The organism is Noviherbaspirillum galbum, from assembly GCF_010974945.1.
In the GTDB taxonomy this organism is placed as follows: domain Bacteria; phylum Pseudomonadota; class Gammaproteobacteria; order Burkholderiales; family Burkholderiaceae_D; genus Noviherbaspirillum; species Noviherbaspirillum galbum.
The window spans coordinates 82,579-97,934 of the sequence record NZ_JAAIVB010000079.1; the positions used below are offsets into that span (position 1 = coordinate 82,579).

The following is a 15,356-nucleotide window of genomic DNA, read 5'->3' on the forward strand; positions in this document are numbered from 1 at the left end:
GTGACTACCCTGACTGCTCATCCCAACCGTTTCGCCCAGTACTGGGCGCTCACCAAGCCGCGCGTCACGCAGCTTGCCGTGTTCTGCGCCGTCATCGGCATGTTCCTCGCCACGCCGGACCTGCCCGACTGGCGCGTCCTGGTCGCTGCCACGGTCGGCATCTGGCTGCTTGCCGGCGCCGCCTTCGCGGTCAATTGCCTTGTCGAGCGCGAGATCGACTCCCGCATGGCGCGCACCGCGCGCCGGCCGATGGCGCGCGGCGAGATCACCGTCGCGCAGACGCTGGTGTTTTCCGGCGTGATCGGCGGCGCGGGCATGTGGATACTCTTCAACTTCGTCAACCCGCTCACGATGTGGCTCACCTTCGCCACCTTCGTCGGGTATGCCGTGATCTACACCATGATCCTCAAGCCCGCCACGCCGCAAAACATCGTGATCGGCGGGCTTTCCGGCGCGATGCCCCCGGCGCTCGGCTGGGCCGCGGTCGCAAACGACGTGCCGATGCAGGCATGGATCCTGGTCCTCATCATCTTTATCTGGACGCCGCCGCATTTCTGGGCGCTGGCCCTGTACCGCCGCGACGACTACGCCAAATCGGGCCTGCCCATGCTGCCTGTGACCCATGGCCTGAAATTCACGCAATTCCACATCTGGCTTTACACCATCGCGCTCGTGGCGACCACGATGCTTCCCTTCGCTGTCAAGATGAGCGGCCTGATCTACCTGGCCAGCGCCGCCGTGCTCGGCGCGATATTTCTTGGCTACGCCTGGCGCATCTGGAAACACTATTCCGACCTGCTCGCGCGCAAGACCTTCGCCTATTCGATCATCTATCTTTCCCTGCTGTTCGCGGCACTGCTGATCGATCACTACGTCAGGATCGGATGAACGCTTTTCTACGCACCTGCCTGCTCATCGTTGCGGCCGCGGCACTGGTCGCCGGCTGCGGCAAGAAAGAGGAAGGCGGACAGATGCTGCTCTCGCCCACCCAGTCTGCGTTCCGCAATACCGACGTGACCGGCCTGGATTACGGCAAGGATTTCGCCATGCCGGACTTCAACGGCAAGATGCGCACCCTCGCCGATTTCAAGGGCAAGGCGGTGGTCATCTTCTTCGGCTATACCCAGTGCCCCGATGTCTGCCCGACCACCATGGCGGAAATGGCGAATGTGATGCAGCAGCTCGGCCCGCTCGCGGACAAGGTGCAGGTCCTGTTCGTCACCGTCGATTCCGATCGCGACACGCCCGAACTCCTGGCGAAGTACGTTCCCTCCTTCGACCAGCGATTCATCGGCCTGCGGGGCGACAAGGAACAGACGGAAAAGATGGCGAAGGAATTCAAGGTGTTCTACCAGAAGGTGCCGGGCAAGCAGCCGGGCAGCTACACCATGGATCACACCGCGGGCAGCTACGTGTTCGATCCGCAGGGACGCATCCGCCTGTTCATCCGCCACGGCCAGGGACCGGAGCCCATCGTCCACGACCTGAAGCTGTTGCTCTCCTGAAGCGCTACCCTCGAACGAGGGGCCACGGGACAATAAAAAAGGCACTCCGCGGAGTGCCTTTTTTTTCTTGCGATTGCAACCCTGGCCACGCGCCTCAAGCGTAGGCGGCCAGCGTCCCCTTCATTTTCTTCAGCGCCGCGCTTTCGATCTGGCGGATGCGCTCCGCCGACACGCCGAATTCGTCGGCCAGTTCATGCAGCGTCGCGCCCGAACCATCGTCGTTCGCCAGCCAGCGGGCCTCAACGATGCGGCGGGAGCGGGGATCGAGCTTCTCCAGCGCCGCTTCCAGCCCTTCCGACTGCAGCCGGTCATACTGGCGCGCCTCCAGCGTATGGCTGGGTTCGCTGGCCTCCGACGACAGATAGGCGATGGGCGCGAACTTGTCGTCTTCGTCGTCGCTCGGCGCATCCAGCGCGATGTCGTGGCCCGACATGCGGGTTTCCATTTCAATCACGTCCTCGCGCTTCACGTTCAGCGTCTTTGCCAGGTCGTCGACTTGCGCCGGCGTCATCGCATCGAGGCTTTCCTTGTGGCTGCGCAGGTTGAAGAACAGCTTGCGCTGCGCTTTGGTGGTTGCAACCTTCACCAGGCGCCAGTTCTTCAGGATGTATTCGTGGATCTCGGCCTTGATCCAGTGCATGGCGTACGACACGAGCCGGACGTTCTGCTCGGGATCGAAACGCTTCACCGCCTTCATGAGGCCGATGTTGCCTTCCTGGATCAGGTCGGCATGCGGCAAGCCGTAGCCGAGGTAGCCGCGCGCGATCGACACCACGAGGCGAAGATGTGACAGCACCAGTTTCTGGGCCGAACCCAGGTCATTCTTTTGGCGGAAATCCCGCGCCAGCCTAGACTCTTCCTCTTGGGTCAGCATGGGGATGCGATTGACCGCCGAGATGTAGGCTTCCAGATTGCCCAGGCTGCCGGAAAAACCAAACGAGAGGGCCTTGTTACCAACAGGAACCAATGCAGACTGTGCAGATGTAGTCATTCGTTCTCCTTGTATCCCGGAATTTGGCACGGGGGAAACCTCGCGCCAATGATTGACCCTAATATTAGCACTCTCATGCGACGAGTGCTAATCGATCATATTAACCAGCAGGATAGGAAAAATACTATCGACGCGATACAAGTATTTGTTACCTTCAATGCCTGATTACTCTAAGGCAGCGCCATCCCGCACTATGTGCGCCATCGCAATATTTGTCCGGTTTCCGGCTTTTCAAGACAGCCGCGACAAATGCTGCCTGACGCACAGCCAGGCCCCCAGCAAGCCAAGGACGCCGCTGAGCGCCAGCAGGAAGGCAATCAGCTGCCAGTCCAACGGCACCAGACGGAATTCCGAGGCGTAAAGCCGGGCGAATTCGGCGATCGCACCATTCATCGGCCGCAGCGCGGCCCAGACGAACAGCAGGGCAGCCGCGCCGGCCGCGATGCCCAGCAGGGCGCCGGAGTAGAAGAAGGGGCGGCAAATGTAGGCATCCGTCGCGCCGAACAGCCGGCACACCACGATTTCCTCGCGCTGGGTCAGCACCTGCAGGCGGATGGTGTTGAAGACCACCGCGATCACTACCACGCTCAGCGTCGCCGCGAGGAAGAGCAGGGCCAGCCGCAGCAGATCCATCAGTGCCGCCAGCCGCTTGACCCAGGCCGAATCGACCTGAACGTATTCGACTCCCGGCAGCGCCTTGAGTTGCACTGCAAGCTGATCGACGCGGCCGGCGTCGCCCGCATCCTTGAAGCCGGCGAGCCTGAGGACGTAGGCATCCGGCAAGGGATTTTCGCCGAGCGCGGTGATGGCGTCCGACATGCCGGTCTTGTCCTTCAGCAAGCTCAGCGCCTTTTCGCGCGGGATGAATTCGAGCTTACCGGTCGTTCGCTGTTCCTGCACCAGTCGGCGGATCTGGCCCGCCAGGGCCTGGGCGCGGTCGCGCGGCGTATCGGCGGTGAGGAAGATGCTGATTTCCGGTTCCACCGCCAGCTGCTCGGAGATCGGACGCACGTTTTCGAGGATGGTCAGACCGCCGAAGGGCAGGGCCAGCGCGATCGCCACCACCAGCACGTTCAAGAAAAACCCGCCGGGCGCGCGCCCGAGATGACGCAAGGCGTCGCCCAGCGCGCGTCCATGCTGCTGCAGCCAGGTCCTCATGCCGACCCCGCCCGCGGCATCGCTTGCGCGCCGGAAACCAGGCGGCCCTGTTCAAGGCGGATCACCCGGCCGGCGCCGCGCAGGATGTCCTCGTCATGCGTGGCGATCAGGCAGGTCACGCCGGCCTGGTGAAACGCAAGCAGCGCGTCCATCACCCGCGCCGCGCTTGTCCGGTCGAGATTCGCGGTCGGTTCGTCCGCCAGGATGATCTGCGGACGATTGACGATGGCGCGCGCAATGGCCACCCGCTGCTGCTCCCCGCCGGACAAGGCGAGCGGTTCTTCCCCGGCCTTGCCGTGCAGGCCCACCTTGTCGAGCGCGGCCTCGGCCCGGGCCCGGGCTTCCGCGGACGGGGTGCCGGTGACCAGCAATGGCAGCATCACGTTCGCCAGCACGTCGCGGTCGGTCAAGAGCGAAACGTCCTGCAGCACCAGCCCAAGATTGCGGCGAAGATAGGGAATGCCCGGCCGGTTCAGCCGGCTGATGTCCTGGCCGTTGACCCGGATCGCGCCGCTGCTCGGCCGCTCGATGGCCGCGATCATCTTCAACAGGGTCGACTTCCCGGCGCCCGAGGGGCCGGAAAGGAATGCCAGCTCCCCCTTGGCGATGCTCAGGGAAATATCCGACAGCGCCGCGGCATGGCGGCTGTATTGCTTGCAAACCCCCGCGAATTCGATCATGAGAGCAGGGCGTCAACGAATTCTTCTGCATTGAACGGCTGCAGGTCTTCGATCTTCTCGCCCACGCCGATGAAATACACCGGCACCGGCCGCGTCTTGGCGATCGCCGCCAGCACGCCGCCCTTGGCCGTGCCGTCGAGCTTGGTCACGACCAGTCCGGTCAGCTGCAAGGCATCGTCGAAAGCCTTGACCTGCGCCAGCGCATTCTGGCCGGTGTTGCCGTCGATGACCAGCAGCACTTCGTGCGGCGCGGAGGACATGCCCTTGCTGATGACGCGCCTGATCTTCTTCAGCTCCTCCATCAGGTGCAGCTGGGTGGGAAGGCGGCCCGCGGTGTCCACCATGACCACGTTGATGCCGCGCGCCCGGGCGGACTGCACCGCGTCGAAAGCGACCGCGGCCGGGTCGCCCGACTCCTGGGAGATCACGGTCACGTTGTTGCGTTCGCCCCAGATCGCAAGCTGCTCGCGCGCGGCCGCGCGGAAGGTGTCCCCCGCCGCCAGCAGCACCGATTGCTCGTGCATCTGCAGGTGCTTGGCCAGCTTGCCGATGGTGGTCGTCTTGCCGGCGCCGTTGACGCCGGCGATCATCATGACCGTCGGCTGGTGGCGGCCCAGGACCATGGGCTTCTGCAGCGGCGCGAGCATCTCGATGAGCAGCGCGCGCAGCGCTGTCTTGACCTGCGCCGCCTCGGTGAGCTTCTCCGCCTTGACCTTCTTCTTCAAGGCGTCGAGCAGCCATTGCGTCGCTTCCACGCCGGCATCGGACACCAGCAGGGCGGTCTCCAGCTCTTCATACAGGTCGTCGTCGATCTTGGCGCCGACGAACAGCGTGGTGAGATTGGTGGAAGTCTTGGACAGCCCGGCCTTCAGCTTCTGCAGCCAGGAACGCTTCTCTTCCGGGGCGGGCGGCGCTGCCGGCACGATTTCCCCGGCCGGCTCGTCCTCGTCTTCCTCTTGTTCCAGGGGCTGGAGGACCGCAGGCGCGGGGACGGGCGAGGGGGCTGGCGTTGGGGCCGGTGTCGGAGCCACCGTCGGCGCTGCGGTCGGCACAGGCGTAGGGGCCGGCGTTGGCGGCAGCGTCGGTGCAGCCGTCGGCTGCAGCGCGACGGGCGCCTGGGTCGGCAGCGGTGCGGGAGCCGGCGGGATGGTGGCGGGCGGTTCGGTCGGCGCCGGGGTCGGCGCGGGCGTCTGCGCGGACTTGGCGCCAAACTTCCACCACGGCGCCGGGGCGGGCGCGGTGGTGGGAGCCGGCGTGGCAATCGATGCGGCGACGGGCGTGGGAGCCGGTGTGGAGACAGGTGTCGGTGCCGCCGAGGGGGCGGGCGTGGGAAAAGCAGCAGGCGGCGGCGGGGAGGCCGGCGCCGGGATGGCCGCCGGATCGGCGCCGGCCGATGCGGGCGCTTGGGATGCGTCGGTTTCCGGAGCGGGTGCCGGCGCGGGCGTATCTTTCGGTTTTTTCTTGAAGAAACTAAACATCGGAACGAAATGGAAGGACGGGGCGTGCGCAAAGCCCACCCGTCGAAAGACGCTACAATCGGGATCTTGAATTTCGCCCCCGGCGCGCGTGGCGGCAGCGAGGCAACACTGGCGTATCGACGTATCGAAGCGCCCGCCGGGCAAATCATTCCTATTTTATCAGAGCACAGACCATGCAATTCCGAATCGCCGGATTGCTGGCGGCATGGCTTTTCTGCCTGCCGCTGGCTGCCCATGCCGTCCAGGCCCAGGAAACCACGTTGAAGAACGGCATGAAGATCATCGTCACCGAAGACCATCGCGCGCCGACCGTCGCGCACATGATCTGGTACAAGACAGGTTCGATGGACGAAGTGAACGGCACCACCGGGGTGGCGCACGCCCTCGAGCACATGATGTTCAAGGCCACCAAGACCATGAAGTCCGGCGAGTTCAGCAAGCGCGTTGCCGCCATGGGCGGACGGGAAAACGCCTTCACCAACAAGGATTACACCGCCTACTTCCAGCAGATCGAGAAGTCGCGCCTCGAACAGGTGATGGCGTTGGAAGCCGACCGCATGGCGAACCTCGTGTTCGACAAGGACGAGTTTTCCCGCGAGATCAAGGTGGTGATGGAGGAGCGCCGCTGGCGCACCGATGACCAGCCGATTCCCCTGCTGTACGAGGAGCTGAACGCTGCGGCATTCAAGGCCAATCCCTACCATCATCCGGTCATCGGCTGGATGAGCGACCTGAAGAGCATGACGGTGAACGACGTGAAGTCCTGGTACCAGCGCTGGTACGCGCCGAACAACGCCACCATGATTGTCGCCGGCGACGTCGACCCGAAGAAGGTGTTCCAGCTCGCCGACAAGTACTTCGGCAAGCTGCCGCGCAAGGCATTGCAGGCGACCCGTCCGCAGGAAGAGCCGGCGCAGCACGGCTTGCGGCGGATCACCGTGAAGGCGCCGGCAGAGAATCCCTACGTCGCGCTCGCCTTCCAGGCGCCCACCCTGCGCAACGTCGAGAAGGACGACGAATCGCATGCGCTGGACGTGCTCGCCGGCGTGCTCGACGGCTACGACAATGCCCGTCTCAATGCGCACCTGGTGCGCACCGACAAGGTCGCCAACTCGGCCGGCGCGAGCTTCGTGAACGTGTCGCGCGGTCCGTCGCTGTTCATCCTGGACGGCACGCCCGCAAAGGGCGTGAGCGCGGAGGAACTCGAGAAGCGCCTGCGGGAAGAGGTTCGCCGCGTCGCCACCGAAGGCGTGTCGGAAGAGGAGCTCAAGCGCGTCAAGGCGCAGCTGATCGCGGCGCAGATCTACAAGCGCGACTCCGCCTTCGGCCAAGCCATGGAGATCGGGATCATGGAGATGAGCGGGCTGTCGCACCGGGACATCGACCGCATCCTCGAGAAGCTCAAGGCCGTCACGGCGGAGCAGGTGAAGGCCGTGGCGCAGAAGTACTTCGGCGACGACAGTCTGACCGTGGCCACGCTGGTGCCCTTGCCGCTGACGGAAAAGCCGGCCGGCCCGCCCGCGGGCCTGCGTCATTGACAATCCATTTCCTGACGATTCCATCATGATGAAACGCTTGCTGATCGCCTTCGGCCTGTCGCTGGTGGCGCTGGCCCCCGCCCGGGCCACACTCAAGATCCAATCCTGGACCCTGGACAACGGCGCGAAGGTGCTGTTCGTCGAGAACCACGCCATTCCCATCGTCGACCTGCGGGTCGATTTCGACGCCGGTTCCCGCCGCGATCCCCAGGGCAAGGCCGGCACCGCCGCGCTGACCAACGCCATGCTCGCGCGCGGACTGCACGCGTCCACATCGCCTTTCAGCGAGCCGGCGATGACCGAGGCCGAGATTTCCAACACGCTCGCCGATACCGCCGCCCAGCGCGGCGGCGACGTGACGCAGGACTATGGCGGCGTGGGGCTGCGGACGCTGTCGAGCGCGGCCGAACGCGACAAGTCGGTGGCGATCATCGCCCGCCTGCTTGCCCAGCCCAGCTTTCCGCAAGACTTCTTCGAGCGGGACAAGGCGCGCACGCTGGCCGGCATCCGCGAGGATGAAACCAAGCCGGATGCCATCGCCGGCAAGGCGTTCTGGCGCACGCTCTACGGGGCGCATCCCTACGGGCAGCAGGAGACCGTGGCGACGGTCGAAGCAATCACCCGCGACGACCTGGCGGCCTTCCACCAGCGGCACTACGTCGCGAACCGGGCGGTCATTTCCATGATCGGCGACCTGACCCGCGGCGACGCGGATGCCATCGCCCGCCAGCTGACGGCGCGCCTGCCCCAGGGCCAGCCGCTCCCGGCCCTTCCCGAGGTGAGCATCGGCCCGGGACGCGAAGAGCGCATCGCGCATCCCGCATCGCAGACGCACGTCATGCTGGGCATGCCGGCGATCGTGCGCGGCGAGCCGGATTACTTTCCGCTGCTCGTCGGCAACTATGCGCTCGGCGGCGGCGGATTCGTGTCGCGCCTGATGACCGAGGTGCGCGAAAAGCGCGGACTATCCTACGGCGCCTACAGCTACTTCGTGCCGCTGGCGCAGCAGGGGCCGTTCGAGGCCGGCTTCGAGACCGAGCGCGAACAGACCGCCCAGGCGCTCAAGGTGATGCGCGAAACGATCGCGACCTTCCTGCGCGACGGGCCCACGCGGCAAGAGCTGAAGGCCGCCAAGGACAACCTCGTCGGCGGCTTCGCCCTGCGCATCGACGACAACAAGAAGATCCTCGACAACATCGCCGCGATCGGTTTCTACAACCTGCCGCTCGATTATCTCGATACCTGGACCGCGCGCGTCGAGAAGGTGACCATCGAGGACATCCGCCGCGCCTTCGGCCGCAAGGTCGCGATGGACAAGTTGTCGACCGTCATCGTCGGTAACACGAAATGAGCCTCGCCCGCACGCGCAAGGCCGCGCACCCGGAGAAGGGAATCGCCAAGGCGAAGGGCAGGCCCGCCGGGAAGGCGGACGCACAGCACGCGCCCCACCAGGTGCGCATCATCGGCGGGCAATGGAAGCGCACGCCGCTGGCGGTGCTCGATGCGGAAGGCTTACGTCCGACGCCGGACCGGGTGAGGGAGACGGTGTTCAACTGGCTCAACCACCTGCTCGGCAATGACTGGCCGGCCATCACCTGCCTCGACCTGTTCGCCGGCACCGGCGCGCTCGGTTTCGAGGCGGCGAGCCGCGGCGCGGCCGGCGTGACGCTGGTCGAGTCCCATGCCGGCGCGACCCGGCAGCTCGAGGCCACCCGCCTCAAGCTGGGGGCGGAGCAGGTCAAGGTGCGGCGCGGCGACGCGCTGGCCGTCGCCAGCCAGCTCGCGGCGGCAGGCGAGCGCTTCGACCTCATCTTCCTCGACCCGCCCTTCCATCATGACTGGATGGTAAAAACACTACCGTTGTGCCGGCAGCTATTGACAAAGGGCGGCTTGGTATATGCTGAAGCCGAGAGGCCGCTCGATGAAGGTGCCGGAGAGGCGCCGGAATGGATGGCGGGCTGGGAGGCGGTACGCGCCGACAAGGCGGGCATGTCTTGTTTCCACTTGCTGCGGTGCAAGGAAACTCCCCAAAATCAGGCATAATTCGGTGTGGAATCAATCCTGGTGCACATGGCGGCAACCCGCTCCATGATGTCGCCCAACCTGGTCAGGAGTTGCAATGGTTACAGCAGTCTATCCCGGAACGTTCGATCCGCTCACGCGCGGCCACGAGGACCTCGTGCGGCGCGCATCCGGCCTGTTCGACAAGCTGGTGGTGGGCGTGGCCGACAGCAAGGCCAAGCGTCCCTTCTTCACGCTCGAGGAACGCCTGTCGATCGCCAATGAAGTGCTGGGTCACTATCCTAACGTCCAGGTCGAAAGCTTTTCCGGCCTGCTCAAGGACTTCGTGCGGGCCAACGATGCGCGCGTGATCGTGCGCGGACTCCGCGCCGTTTCCGACTTCGAATACGAGTTCCAGATGGCCGGCATGAACCGCTATCTCCTGCCCGACGTGGAGACCCTCTTCCTCACGCCCTCGGACCAGTACCAGTTCATCTCCGGCACCATCGTGCGCGAGATCGCGACCCTCGGCGGCGACGTCTCGAAGTTCGTGTTCCCTTCCGTCGAGAAGTGGTTGAAAAACAAGATCGGCGACGTCAAGTAACGCAGAAGGAAGGAATAGCCGGCAGGCAGAGGTAACGATGGCGTTGATGATTACAGACGATTGCATTAATTGCGATGTGTGCGAGCCCGAGTGCCCGAACGATGCAATCTCCATGGGGCCGGAAATCTACGAGATCGACCCCAACAAGTGCACCGAGTGCGTCGGCCATTTCCATGAGCCGCAATGCCAGCAGGTGTGCCCGGTGAGCTGCATTCCCTTCAATCCGGCCTGGCGTGAATCGAAGGAAGAACTGCAGGCGAAGTATGAACGCCTGCAGGAAGAGAAGGCCGGCGAATCGAAGTAGGGGCCAGCCTCAGGCGCTCCTGACCACGCGGTTGCGTCCGCCCTGCTTGGCCTGGTAAAGCGCCTCGTCGGCGCGCGCGAGGAAGCGGCGCGCCGCCGTATCCACTCCCTCCTTGCCGGCCAGGTCCAGCGCCGCGAGGCCGATGGATACCGTTACGTCGAGCGCTGCGCCGCTGGTCAGCGTCAGCGGGGTTTCGGCGATGCTCTGGCGGATGCGTTCCGCGACGACGGCGGCATCGTCCATGCCGGCGTCGATCAGGACCACGACGAATTCCTCGCCGCCGAAGCGGCCCAGCGCATCCGACAGCCGCAGCTCCGCCTTGATCCGTCCCGCCACGCCGCGCAGCACCTCGTCTCCCGCCTGGTGCCCGATGCGGTCGTTGATCCGCTTGAAATGATCGATGTCGATGTACAGGCAGGACAGGGCATGCCCATGCCGCCGCGCGCGCCCGATCTCCTCGAGCAGCCGGCGCTCCACGTAGCGCCGGTTGTTGATGCCGGTGAGCGGATCGGTGAGGCCGATGTGCTTGAGCTTTTCGGTGTTGATGACGTTCTCGAGGCTGATCGCCACGATGGAGCCCATGTGCTCCAGGAATTCCGTGCCCATGGCGGGATCGAATCGCGCCCGGTTCCGGCTGCCGAGGGCCAGGCAGCCGATCAGCCGGTGCCGGCGGATCAGCGGGATCGCGGCTACCGATGCCGGCGCCGCCATTGGTTCCGGAAAGAGCGTGCCGTGCATGGGTTCCGCATAGGGGCCGAGCACCGGCGCGTACAGCCGGTCGGCCAGTTCGCCGAGCTCGGTCTCTTCGTTCAGGAAGATCAGGTTGGGAAGGTCGCCGAAGCGGATGTTCAGCTCCGCGAGGATGCGGCGCACGTCGTAGTCCGGGTCGAGCAGGGACAAGGTCACGACGTCCAAGTCCGCATCCTTGGCGAAGCGCGTGAACATGATGTCGATGAGGTCCTGGAAGCCGGCGGCGCCGATGAACTGCAGGTCGTAGGCCTGGTAGCGCTTGAGAATCTGCTGGTTTTCCTGGGCCAGTTTCAGAAGCTGGGCCAGCTCCTGTCGGAGGCGGTGATTTTCACTGGCCAGGTCCTGCGGCATGCAAACGACTCCCGTACCTTGAACGGAAAAATGGAAGGAAACCCGAGGGGGTGATGGCCACGCTACCGTGGCTTCGTCGAAGCGTCAAGTTCCGGAAGGAAATTAAAAGGCCAGTGTGACTTCCATGTCTTGACCAACCCGCAAGACTTCCCCTTCGCCCTTGGCCAGGATGGCATTCATGCCGAAGGTAATGCCGCCATCGACCTTGGGGTTGGCGCGATAGGTTTGCAGGATGTCCATCGGGTCGGGGCCGAACGCTCCGGTGGCCTGGTCGACCGAGGGCATGGGGCAGCGCGGGCAGGGCTTGACCGGCTTCAGCTCGGCCTCGCCCGCGGTGAGGGCGCTGGCATAGTCCTCTTCGAAGGCCTCGACGCCGGCGATGACCAGGTTGGGACGGAAACGGTTCATGGGCAGCGCGTTCCGTCCCTGCGCCGCCAGCTTGCCGTTCAGGTCGTCGAGCGACGCCTGGGAAATGACGAGCACCGGGTAGCCGTCCGAGAAGAAGGTCGGTGCTTCCACGCCGCCGGTCCACCGGGTATTGGCGATGCGTTTGGCTTCGGCATGGAAGCGCACCAGGCGGCAGGGCACGCCGAGGAAATTGCTGAACCAGGTCGCCGTCACCTCGTCGCAGTCGTAGGCATCGACGGTGTCGTTCCAGACCTTCACCCGCACCACCCGGGCGTCGTCGGGATGCGGCAGGTCCAGCGGAATTTCAAGCCGCAGCATGCCAGGCGCCCGCAACTCCAGCGTCTCCAGCTTGAGGCGCGGCGTGATCAGCGCCATCCGCGGATGCTCGCGCTGCGTCATGAACTCGCCATCCGCATCCACCACCATCCATTCGCGGTCATAGATCTGCTGGCTCATGAGCCCGGCGGGCGTGATGACGGCCTCGCGCAGCGAGATGCCGGCGCAGGACTTGATGGGGTACAGGTTGAGTTCGGTGATGACGGCCATGGGGGTTGCTTAGACGTTGAACAGGAAGTTCAGCACGTCGCCATCCTTGACGACGTACTCCTTGCCTTCGGCGCGCATCTTGCCCGCTTCCTTGGCGCCCTGTTCGCCCTTGCAGGCGATGTAGTCGTCGAAGGCGATGGTCTGGGCACGGATGAAGCCGCGCTCGAAGTCGGTGTGGATGACGCCGGCGGCCTGGGGCGCGGTGGCGCCGACGGGGACGGTCCAGGCGCGCACTTCCTTGACGCCGGCGGTGAAGTAGGTCTGCAGGCCAAGCAGCTTGAAGCCGGCGCGGATGAGGCGGTTCAAGCCCGGCTCTTCCATGCCCATGTCGGCCAGGAAAGCGGTCTTGTCGGCATCGTCCATGTCGGCGATGTCGGCCTCGATCGCGGCGCAGATGGCGACCAGCGGCGCGTTCTGCGACTTGGCGTAGTCGGACAGCTTGTCGAGCAGCGGGTTGTTCTCGAAGCCGTCCTCGGCCACGTTGCCGACGTACATCGCGGGCTTGGCGGTGATCAGGCACAGCGGCTTGATCAGGGCCATTTCCTCGGCGTCGAGGCCCATGGCGCGCACCGGCTTGGCGTCGTTGAGCTGGGGCAGGATGCGTTCGAGCAGGTTGACGAGCTTGATGGCTTCCTTGTCGCCGGCCTTGGCTTTCTTGCCTTCGCGCTGCGCGACCTTTTCCACGGTGGCCATGTCGGCCAGGGCCAGTTCGGTCTGGATGACCTCGATGTCGGCCAGCGGATCGACCTTGCCGGCCACGTGGATGACGTTGGCGTCTTCGAAGCAGCGCACGACGTTGACGATGGCGTCGGTCTCGCGGATGTGGGCCAGGAACTGGTTGCCGAGTCCTTCTCCCTTGGAGGCGCCCGCCACCAGGCCGGCGATGTCGACGAATTCCACCACCGCCGGCACGATGCGCTCCGGCTTCACGATGTCGGACAGCATGCCCAGGCGCGGGTCGGGAACTTCCACCACGCCGACGTTCGGCTCGATGGTGCAGAAAGGGTAGTTTTCCGCTGCGATGCCCGCCTTGGTCAGCGCGTTGAACAGTGTGGATTTGCCGACGTTAGGCAGGCCGACGATGCCGCATTTGAGACTCATAGAATTCTTTCCAGGTGGGCCGGTTCACGGGGGAAGGTTCCGCGCCGGCCGGAAGACGTAGGGCAAGGCCGGGAAGCATGGCATGACAGGGCATGCATGACTCCGCGGCGGCTCGCCAAAAGACCGATATTGTACTTGAGACGGCCGCCATGAAGGCCGGCAACCCGTCAGAGCGGTTTCACGATCGACATGTCGGGCCGTTCCACGAAGGCGGCGAGGTCGTCGCGCATGCGTTCGCCTTCGGTGATCGCCAGCTTCCAGTTCAGCATGCGCAGCGCGTCGTTCTGTCCGTAGTAGTAGAAGTCGTTACGGTCGGGCAGCTTGCCGCGGGTGAGGGTCTGGAGGAAGGCGCGCGAAGGCGCTACCAGCACGACGTTCTCCATCCACTCGCGGTAGCGGCCGGACCGCGCGCGGCGCCACGGCAGGGTCTTGTCGAACCAGCCGGGCACGATGTGCGTGTTGAAATGCGGATAGAACACCAGCCCGCCTTGCGGATTCCCGGCGACCCGGGAATAGGGCAGGGCCAGGTGGTAGTCGATGAGGCCGCCATCCCAGTAGGTTCCGGCCGGCGCGCCGGGGATGTTCCTGACCGGCTCCATGATGAATGGCAGGGTGCCTGAAGCCATCAGCGCGGGGAACAGGTTGGCGTCGGTGAGCGGCGCGAACTGCGTGTCGAAGGCATCGAACTTCGCCTTCAGCCAGAACGCCGGTTCGCGCGCATCGCCGATGACCACGCGGCCTAGGTGGCTGGCGAGCTGCCTTCTCGCCACCAGGTTGCTGGCCACGGCCAGGCCGAAGCCGGCGGTGGCGGTGATGTTGCGCGTCGGATTCCTCAGCAGCGCCATGCCGCGCGCTGCGAGGATATGCAGGCGGTGATGGGGATGGCTGACGATTTCTCCTTCATGACCGCCCATCATGCCTTGCAGGAAATCGACACAGGTCTTGGTGACATAGTCCGGCGAGGGCCGCGGTGGATAGCTCTGGGCGCAGTAGAGTTCGGAGAGGCGGGCGAATGCCGAGACCGGATCGGCGTGGCATGCCGCGGCCATGCGCCAGGCGCCGACCGAGGCGCCGATGAGCACCCGTTCCCGCGGTGCGGACGGCAGCCACTGGCCGAACGCCCACTGGTCGAGATGCTGGAAGATCAGGCCCTTCGGCCCGCCGGCCGCGGCGGGGATCACGGCGATGTCCTGCGCGCGCAGGCCATGCTGGCGCAGATGCTCGAGCGCCTTGCGTCCGGCGCGGATGGTGATGGATTTCATTGCGCTCACTTCGCGCTATGCAGCTGCATCATCGCCGCTTCGAACTTGCCCTCGCACAGCATTGGAATGACCGCCAGGCTTTTGTCGAGCGCGTCATTGATCAGCGACTGCTCTTCCTTGCGCGGACGATGCAGCACGAAATCGACGACCGGCTGCTGCAGGTTGAGGGTGCGCGGATGGCCGATGCCGATGCGCAGGCGCCAGTAATCCTGCGTGCCGAGCGCAGCGGTAATGTCCTTGAGGCCATTGTGGCCGCCGGAGGACCCGCCCTTCTTCAGGCGGGCGGCGCCCGGCGGCAGGTCGAGTTCGTCATGCGCGACGAGGACTTCGTCGGGCGCGATCTTGTAGAAGCGGGCGAGCGCGCCGACCGACTGGCCGGAGCGGTTCATGAAGGTTTGCGGTTCCAGCAGCCAGACTTCCTGGCCGGCGATGCGCGTCTTCGCCGCCAGCGCATTGAACCGGCTTTCGCGCGCAAGCGGGCTTGCGGCGAGGTTGTCGACGAGCCAGAACCCGGCGTTGTGCCGGGTCTGTTCATATTCGGGGCCGGGGTTGCCGAGCCCGACGATCAGGCGGATGGACATGAATGCGATGCGCGTTGCGGCATGGATACAGGAAAGTCTGGATTATCCCGGAAGTTGGCCGGGGCCGTCCATGGACGACTTGCCAATGCGGCGAAGAC

16 protein-coding genes are annotated in these 15,356 nt (G+C 65.0%); 7 read left to right on the forward strand and 9 right to left on the reverse strand.

Features of this window, described 5'->3' with window-relative positions; genetic code table 11:
- On the forward strand, positions 1-888 hold the full coding sequence (cyoE, locus tag G3574_RS24840; RefSeq protein WP_163968251.1) for a heme o synthase: 888 nt from the start codon (positions 1-3) through the stop codon (positions 886-888).
- Complete coding sequence (locus G3574_RS24845) at positions 885-1,505, forward strand: SCO family protein (RefSeq protein WP_163968252.1); 621 nt, start codon at positions 885-887, stop codon at positions 1,503-1,505. Before cyoE ends, G3574_RS24845 begins: the two co-directional genes overlap by 4 nt.
- A 94-nt stretch (positions 1,506-1,599) precedes the next feature.
- Here G3574_RS24845 and rpoH read toward each other — a convergent pair whose 3' ends face one another.
- From rpoH to ftsY, 4 genes are all read right to left on the reverse strand, one after another.
- A complete protein-coding gene (gene rpoH / locus G3574_RS24850; RefSeq protein WP_163968253.1) occupies positions 1,600-2,496 on the reverse strand; it encodes an RNA polymerase sigma factor RpoH in 897 nt (298 codons plus the stop codon).
- 231 nt (positions 2,497-2,727) lie between these two features.
- Positions 2,728-3,654 (reverse strand): permease-like cell division protein FtsX, encoded by a 927-nt coding sequence (gene ftsX, locus G3574_RS24855; protein WP_163968254.1) that lies wholly within the window; start codon positions 3,652-3,654, stop codon positions 2,728-2,730.
- Positions 3,651-4,334 (reverse strand): cell division ATP-binding protein FtsE, encoded by a 684-nt coding sequence (locus tag G3574_RS24860; RefSeq protein WP_163968255.1) that lies wholly within the window; start codon positions 4,332-4,334, stop codon positions 3,651-3,653. Before G3574_RS24860 ends, ftsX begins: the two co-directional genes overlap by 4 nt.
- Entirely contained in the window at positions 4,331-5,596 is a 1,266-nt protein-coding gene (gene ftsY / locus G3574_RS24865) for a signal recognition particle-docking protein FtsY (RefSeq protein ID WP_407941704.1), read from the reverse strand. Before ftsY ends, G3574_RS24860 begins: the two co-directional genes overlap by 4 nt.
- Positions 5,597-5,985: 389 nt before the next feature.
- On the opposite strand from ftsY, the gene G3574_RS24870 reads away from it, so the two are divergent.
- The 5 genes from G3574_RS24870 (at position 5,986) to G3574_RS24890 (ending at position 10,259) form a co-directional block, all read left to right on the forward strand.
- The gene (locus G3574_RS24870; protein WP_163968256.1) at positions 5,986-7,350 is read left to right on the forward strand and encodes a M16 family metallopeptidase; all 1,365 of its coding nucleotides are present in this window, start codon (positions 5,986-5,988) and stop codon (positions 7,348-7,350) included.
- 25 nt (positions 7,351-7,375) lie between these two features.
- Complete coding sequence (locus G3574_RS24875; RefSeq protein WP_328804851.1) at positions 7,376-8,701, forward strand: M16 family metallopeptidase; 1,326 nt, start codon at positions 7,376-7,378, stop codon at positions 8,699-8,701.
- Positions 8,698-9,393 carry a 16S rRNA (guanine(966)-N(2))-methyltransferase RsmD gene (gene rsmD / locus G3574_RS24880; protein WP_163968257.1) on the forward strand — a complete coding sequence of 232 codons (696 nt, stop codon included), beginning with the start codon at positions 8,698-8,700 and terminating at the stop codon, positions 9,391-9,393. The genes G3574_RS24875 and rsmD overlap by 4 nt, the downstream gene beginning before the upstream one ends.
- Positions 9,394-9,469: 76 nt before the next feature.
- Positions 9,470-9,955 (forward strand): pantetheine-phosphate adenylyltransferase, encoded by a 486-nt coding sequence (gene coaD, locus G3574_RS24885; protein ID WP_163968258.1) that lies wholly within the window; start codon positions 9,470-9,472, stop codon positions 9,953-9,955.
- Positions 9,956-9,992: 37 nt separating this feature from the next.
- Positions 9,993-10,259, forward strand: coding sequence for a YfhL family 4Fe-4S dicluster ferredoxin (locus tag G3574_RS24890; protein WP_163968259.1), 267 nt, complete (start codon positions 9,993-9,995; stop codon positions 10,257-10,259).
- Between the two features lie 9 nt (positions 10,260-10,268).
- Here the strand turns inward: G3574_RS24890 and G3574_RS24895 are convergent, their stop codons facing one another.
- The 5 genes from G3574_RS24895 to pth form a co-directional block, all read right to left on the reverse strand.
- Positions 10,269-11,360, reverse strand: coding sequence for a GGDEF domain-containing protein (locus tag G3574_RS24895; RefSeq protein ID WP_163968260.1), 1,092 nt, complete (start codon positions 11,358-11,360; stop codon positions 10,269-10,271).
- Positions 11,361-11,462: 102 nt separating this feature from the next.
- Positions 11,463-12,314, reverse strand: a complete 852-nt coding sequence (locus G3574_RS24900) for an MOSC domain-containing protein (protein ID WP_163968261.1) — start codon at positions 12,312-12,314, stop codon at positions 11,463-11,465.
- Between the two features lie 9 nt (positions 12,315-12,323).
- On the reverse strand, positions 12,324-13,415 hold the full coding sequence (gene ychF / locus G3574_RS24905; protein ID WP_163968262.1) for a redox-regulated ATPase YchF: 1,092 nt from the start codon (positions 13,413-13,415) through the stop codon (positions 12,324-12,326).
- A gap of 167 nt (positions 13,416-13,582) precedes the next feature.
- Positions 13,583-14,677, reverse strand: coding sequence for a patatin-like phospholipase family protein (locus G3574_RS24910; RefSeq protein WP_163968263.1), 1,095 nt, complete (start codon positions 14,675-14,677; stop codon positions 13,583-13,585).
- Positions 14,678-14,682: 5 nt separating this feature from the next.
- On the reverse strand, positions 14,683-15,258 hold the full coding sequence (pth, locus tag G3574_RS24915) for an aminoacyl-tRNA hydrolase (RefSeq protein ID WP_163968264.1): 576 nt from the start codon (positions 15,256-15,258) through the stop codon (positions 14,683-14,685).
- Positions 15,259-15,356: the final 98 nt, after the last annotated feature.

Bases quoted from the DNA above. Each gene is read 5' to 3' on its own strand.
- G3574_RS24845 (WP_163968252.1), top strand. From the start codon at position 885: ATGAACGCTTTTCTACGCACCTGCCTGCTCATCGTTGCGGCCGCGGCA.
- rpoH (WP_163968253.1), bottom strand. From the start codon at position 2,496: ATGACTACATCTGCACAGTCTGCATTGGTTCCTGTTGGTAACAAGGCC.
- ftsX (WP_163968254.1), bottom strand. From the start codon at position 3,654: ATGAGGACCTGGCTGCAGCAGCATGGACGCGCGCTGGGCGACGCCTTG.
- G3574_RS24860 (WP_163968255.1), bottom strand. From the start codon at position 4,334: ATGATCGAATTCGCGGGGGTTTGCAAGCAATACAGCCGCCATGCCGCG.
- G3574_RS24870 (WP_163968256.1), top strand. From the start codon at position 5,986: ATGCAATTCCGAATCGCCGGATTGCTGGCGGCATGGCTTTTCTGCCTG.
- G3574_RS24875 (WP_328804851.1), top strand. From the start codon at position 7,376: ATGATGAAACGCTTGCTGATCGCCTTCGGCCTGTCGCTGGTGGCGCTG.
- rsmD (WP_163968257.1), top strand. From the start codon at position 8,698: ATGAGCCTCGCCCGCACGCGCAAGGCCGCGCACCCGGAGAAGGGAATC.
- coaD (WP_163968258.1), top strand. From the start codon at position 9,470: ATGGTTACAGCAGTCTATCCCGGAACGTTCGATCCGCTCACGCGCGGC.
- G3574_RS24890 (WP_163968259.1), top strand. From the start codon at position 9,993: ATGGCGTTGATGATTACAGACGATTGCATTAATTGCGATGTGTGCGAG.
- G3574_RS24895 (WP_163968260.1), bottom strand. From the start codon at position 11,360: ATGCCGCAGGACCTGGCCAGTGAAAATCACCGCCTCCGACAGGAGCTG.
- G3574_RS24900 (WP_163968261.1), bottom strand. From the start codon at position 12,314: ATGGCCGTCATCACCGAACTCAACCTGTACCCCATCAAGTCCTGCGCC.
- ychF (WP_163968262.1), bottom strand. From the start codon at position 13,415: ATGAGTCTCAAATGCGGCATCGTCGGCCTGCCTAACGTCGGCAAATCC.
- G3574_RS24910 (WP_163968263.1), bottom strand. From the start codon at position 14,677: ATGAAATCCATCACCATCCGCGCCGGACGCAAGGCGCTCGAGCATCTG.
- pth (WP_163968264.1), bottom strand. From the start codon at position 15,258: ATGTCCATCCGCCTGATCGTCGGGCTCGGCAACCCCGGCCCCGAATAT.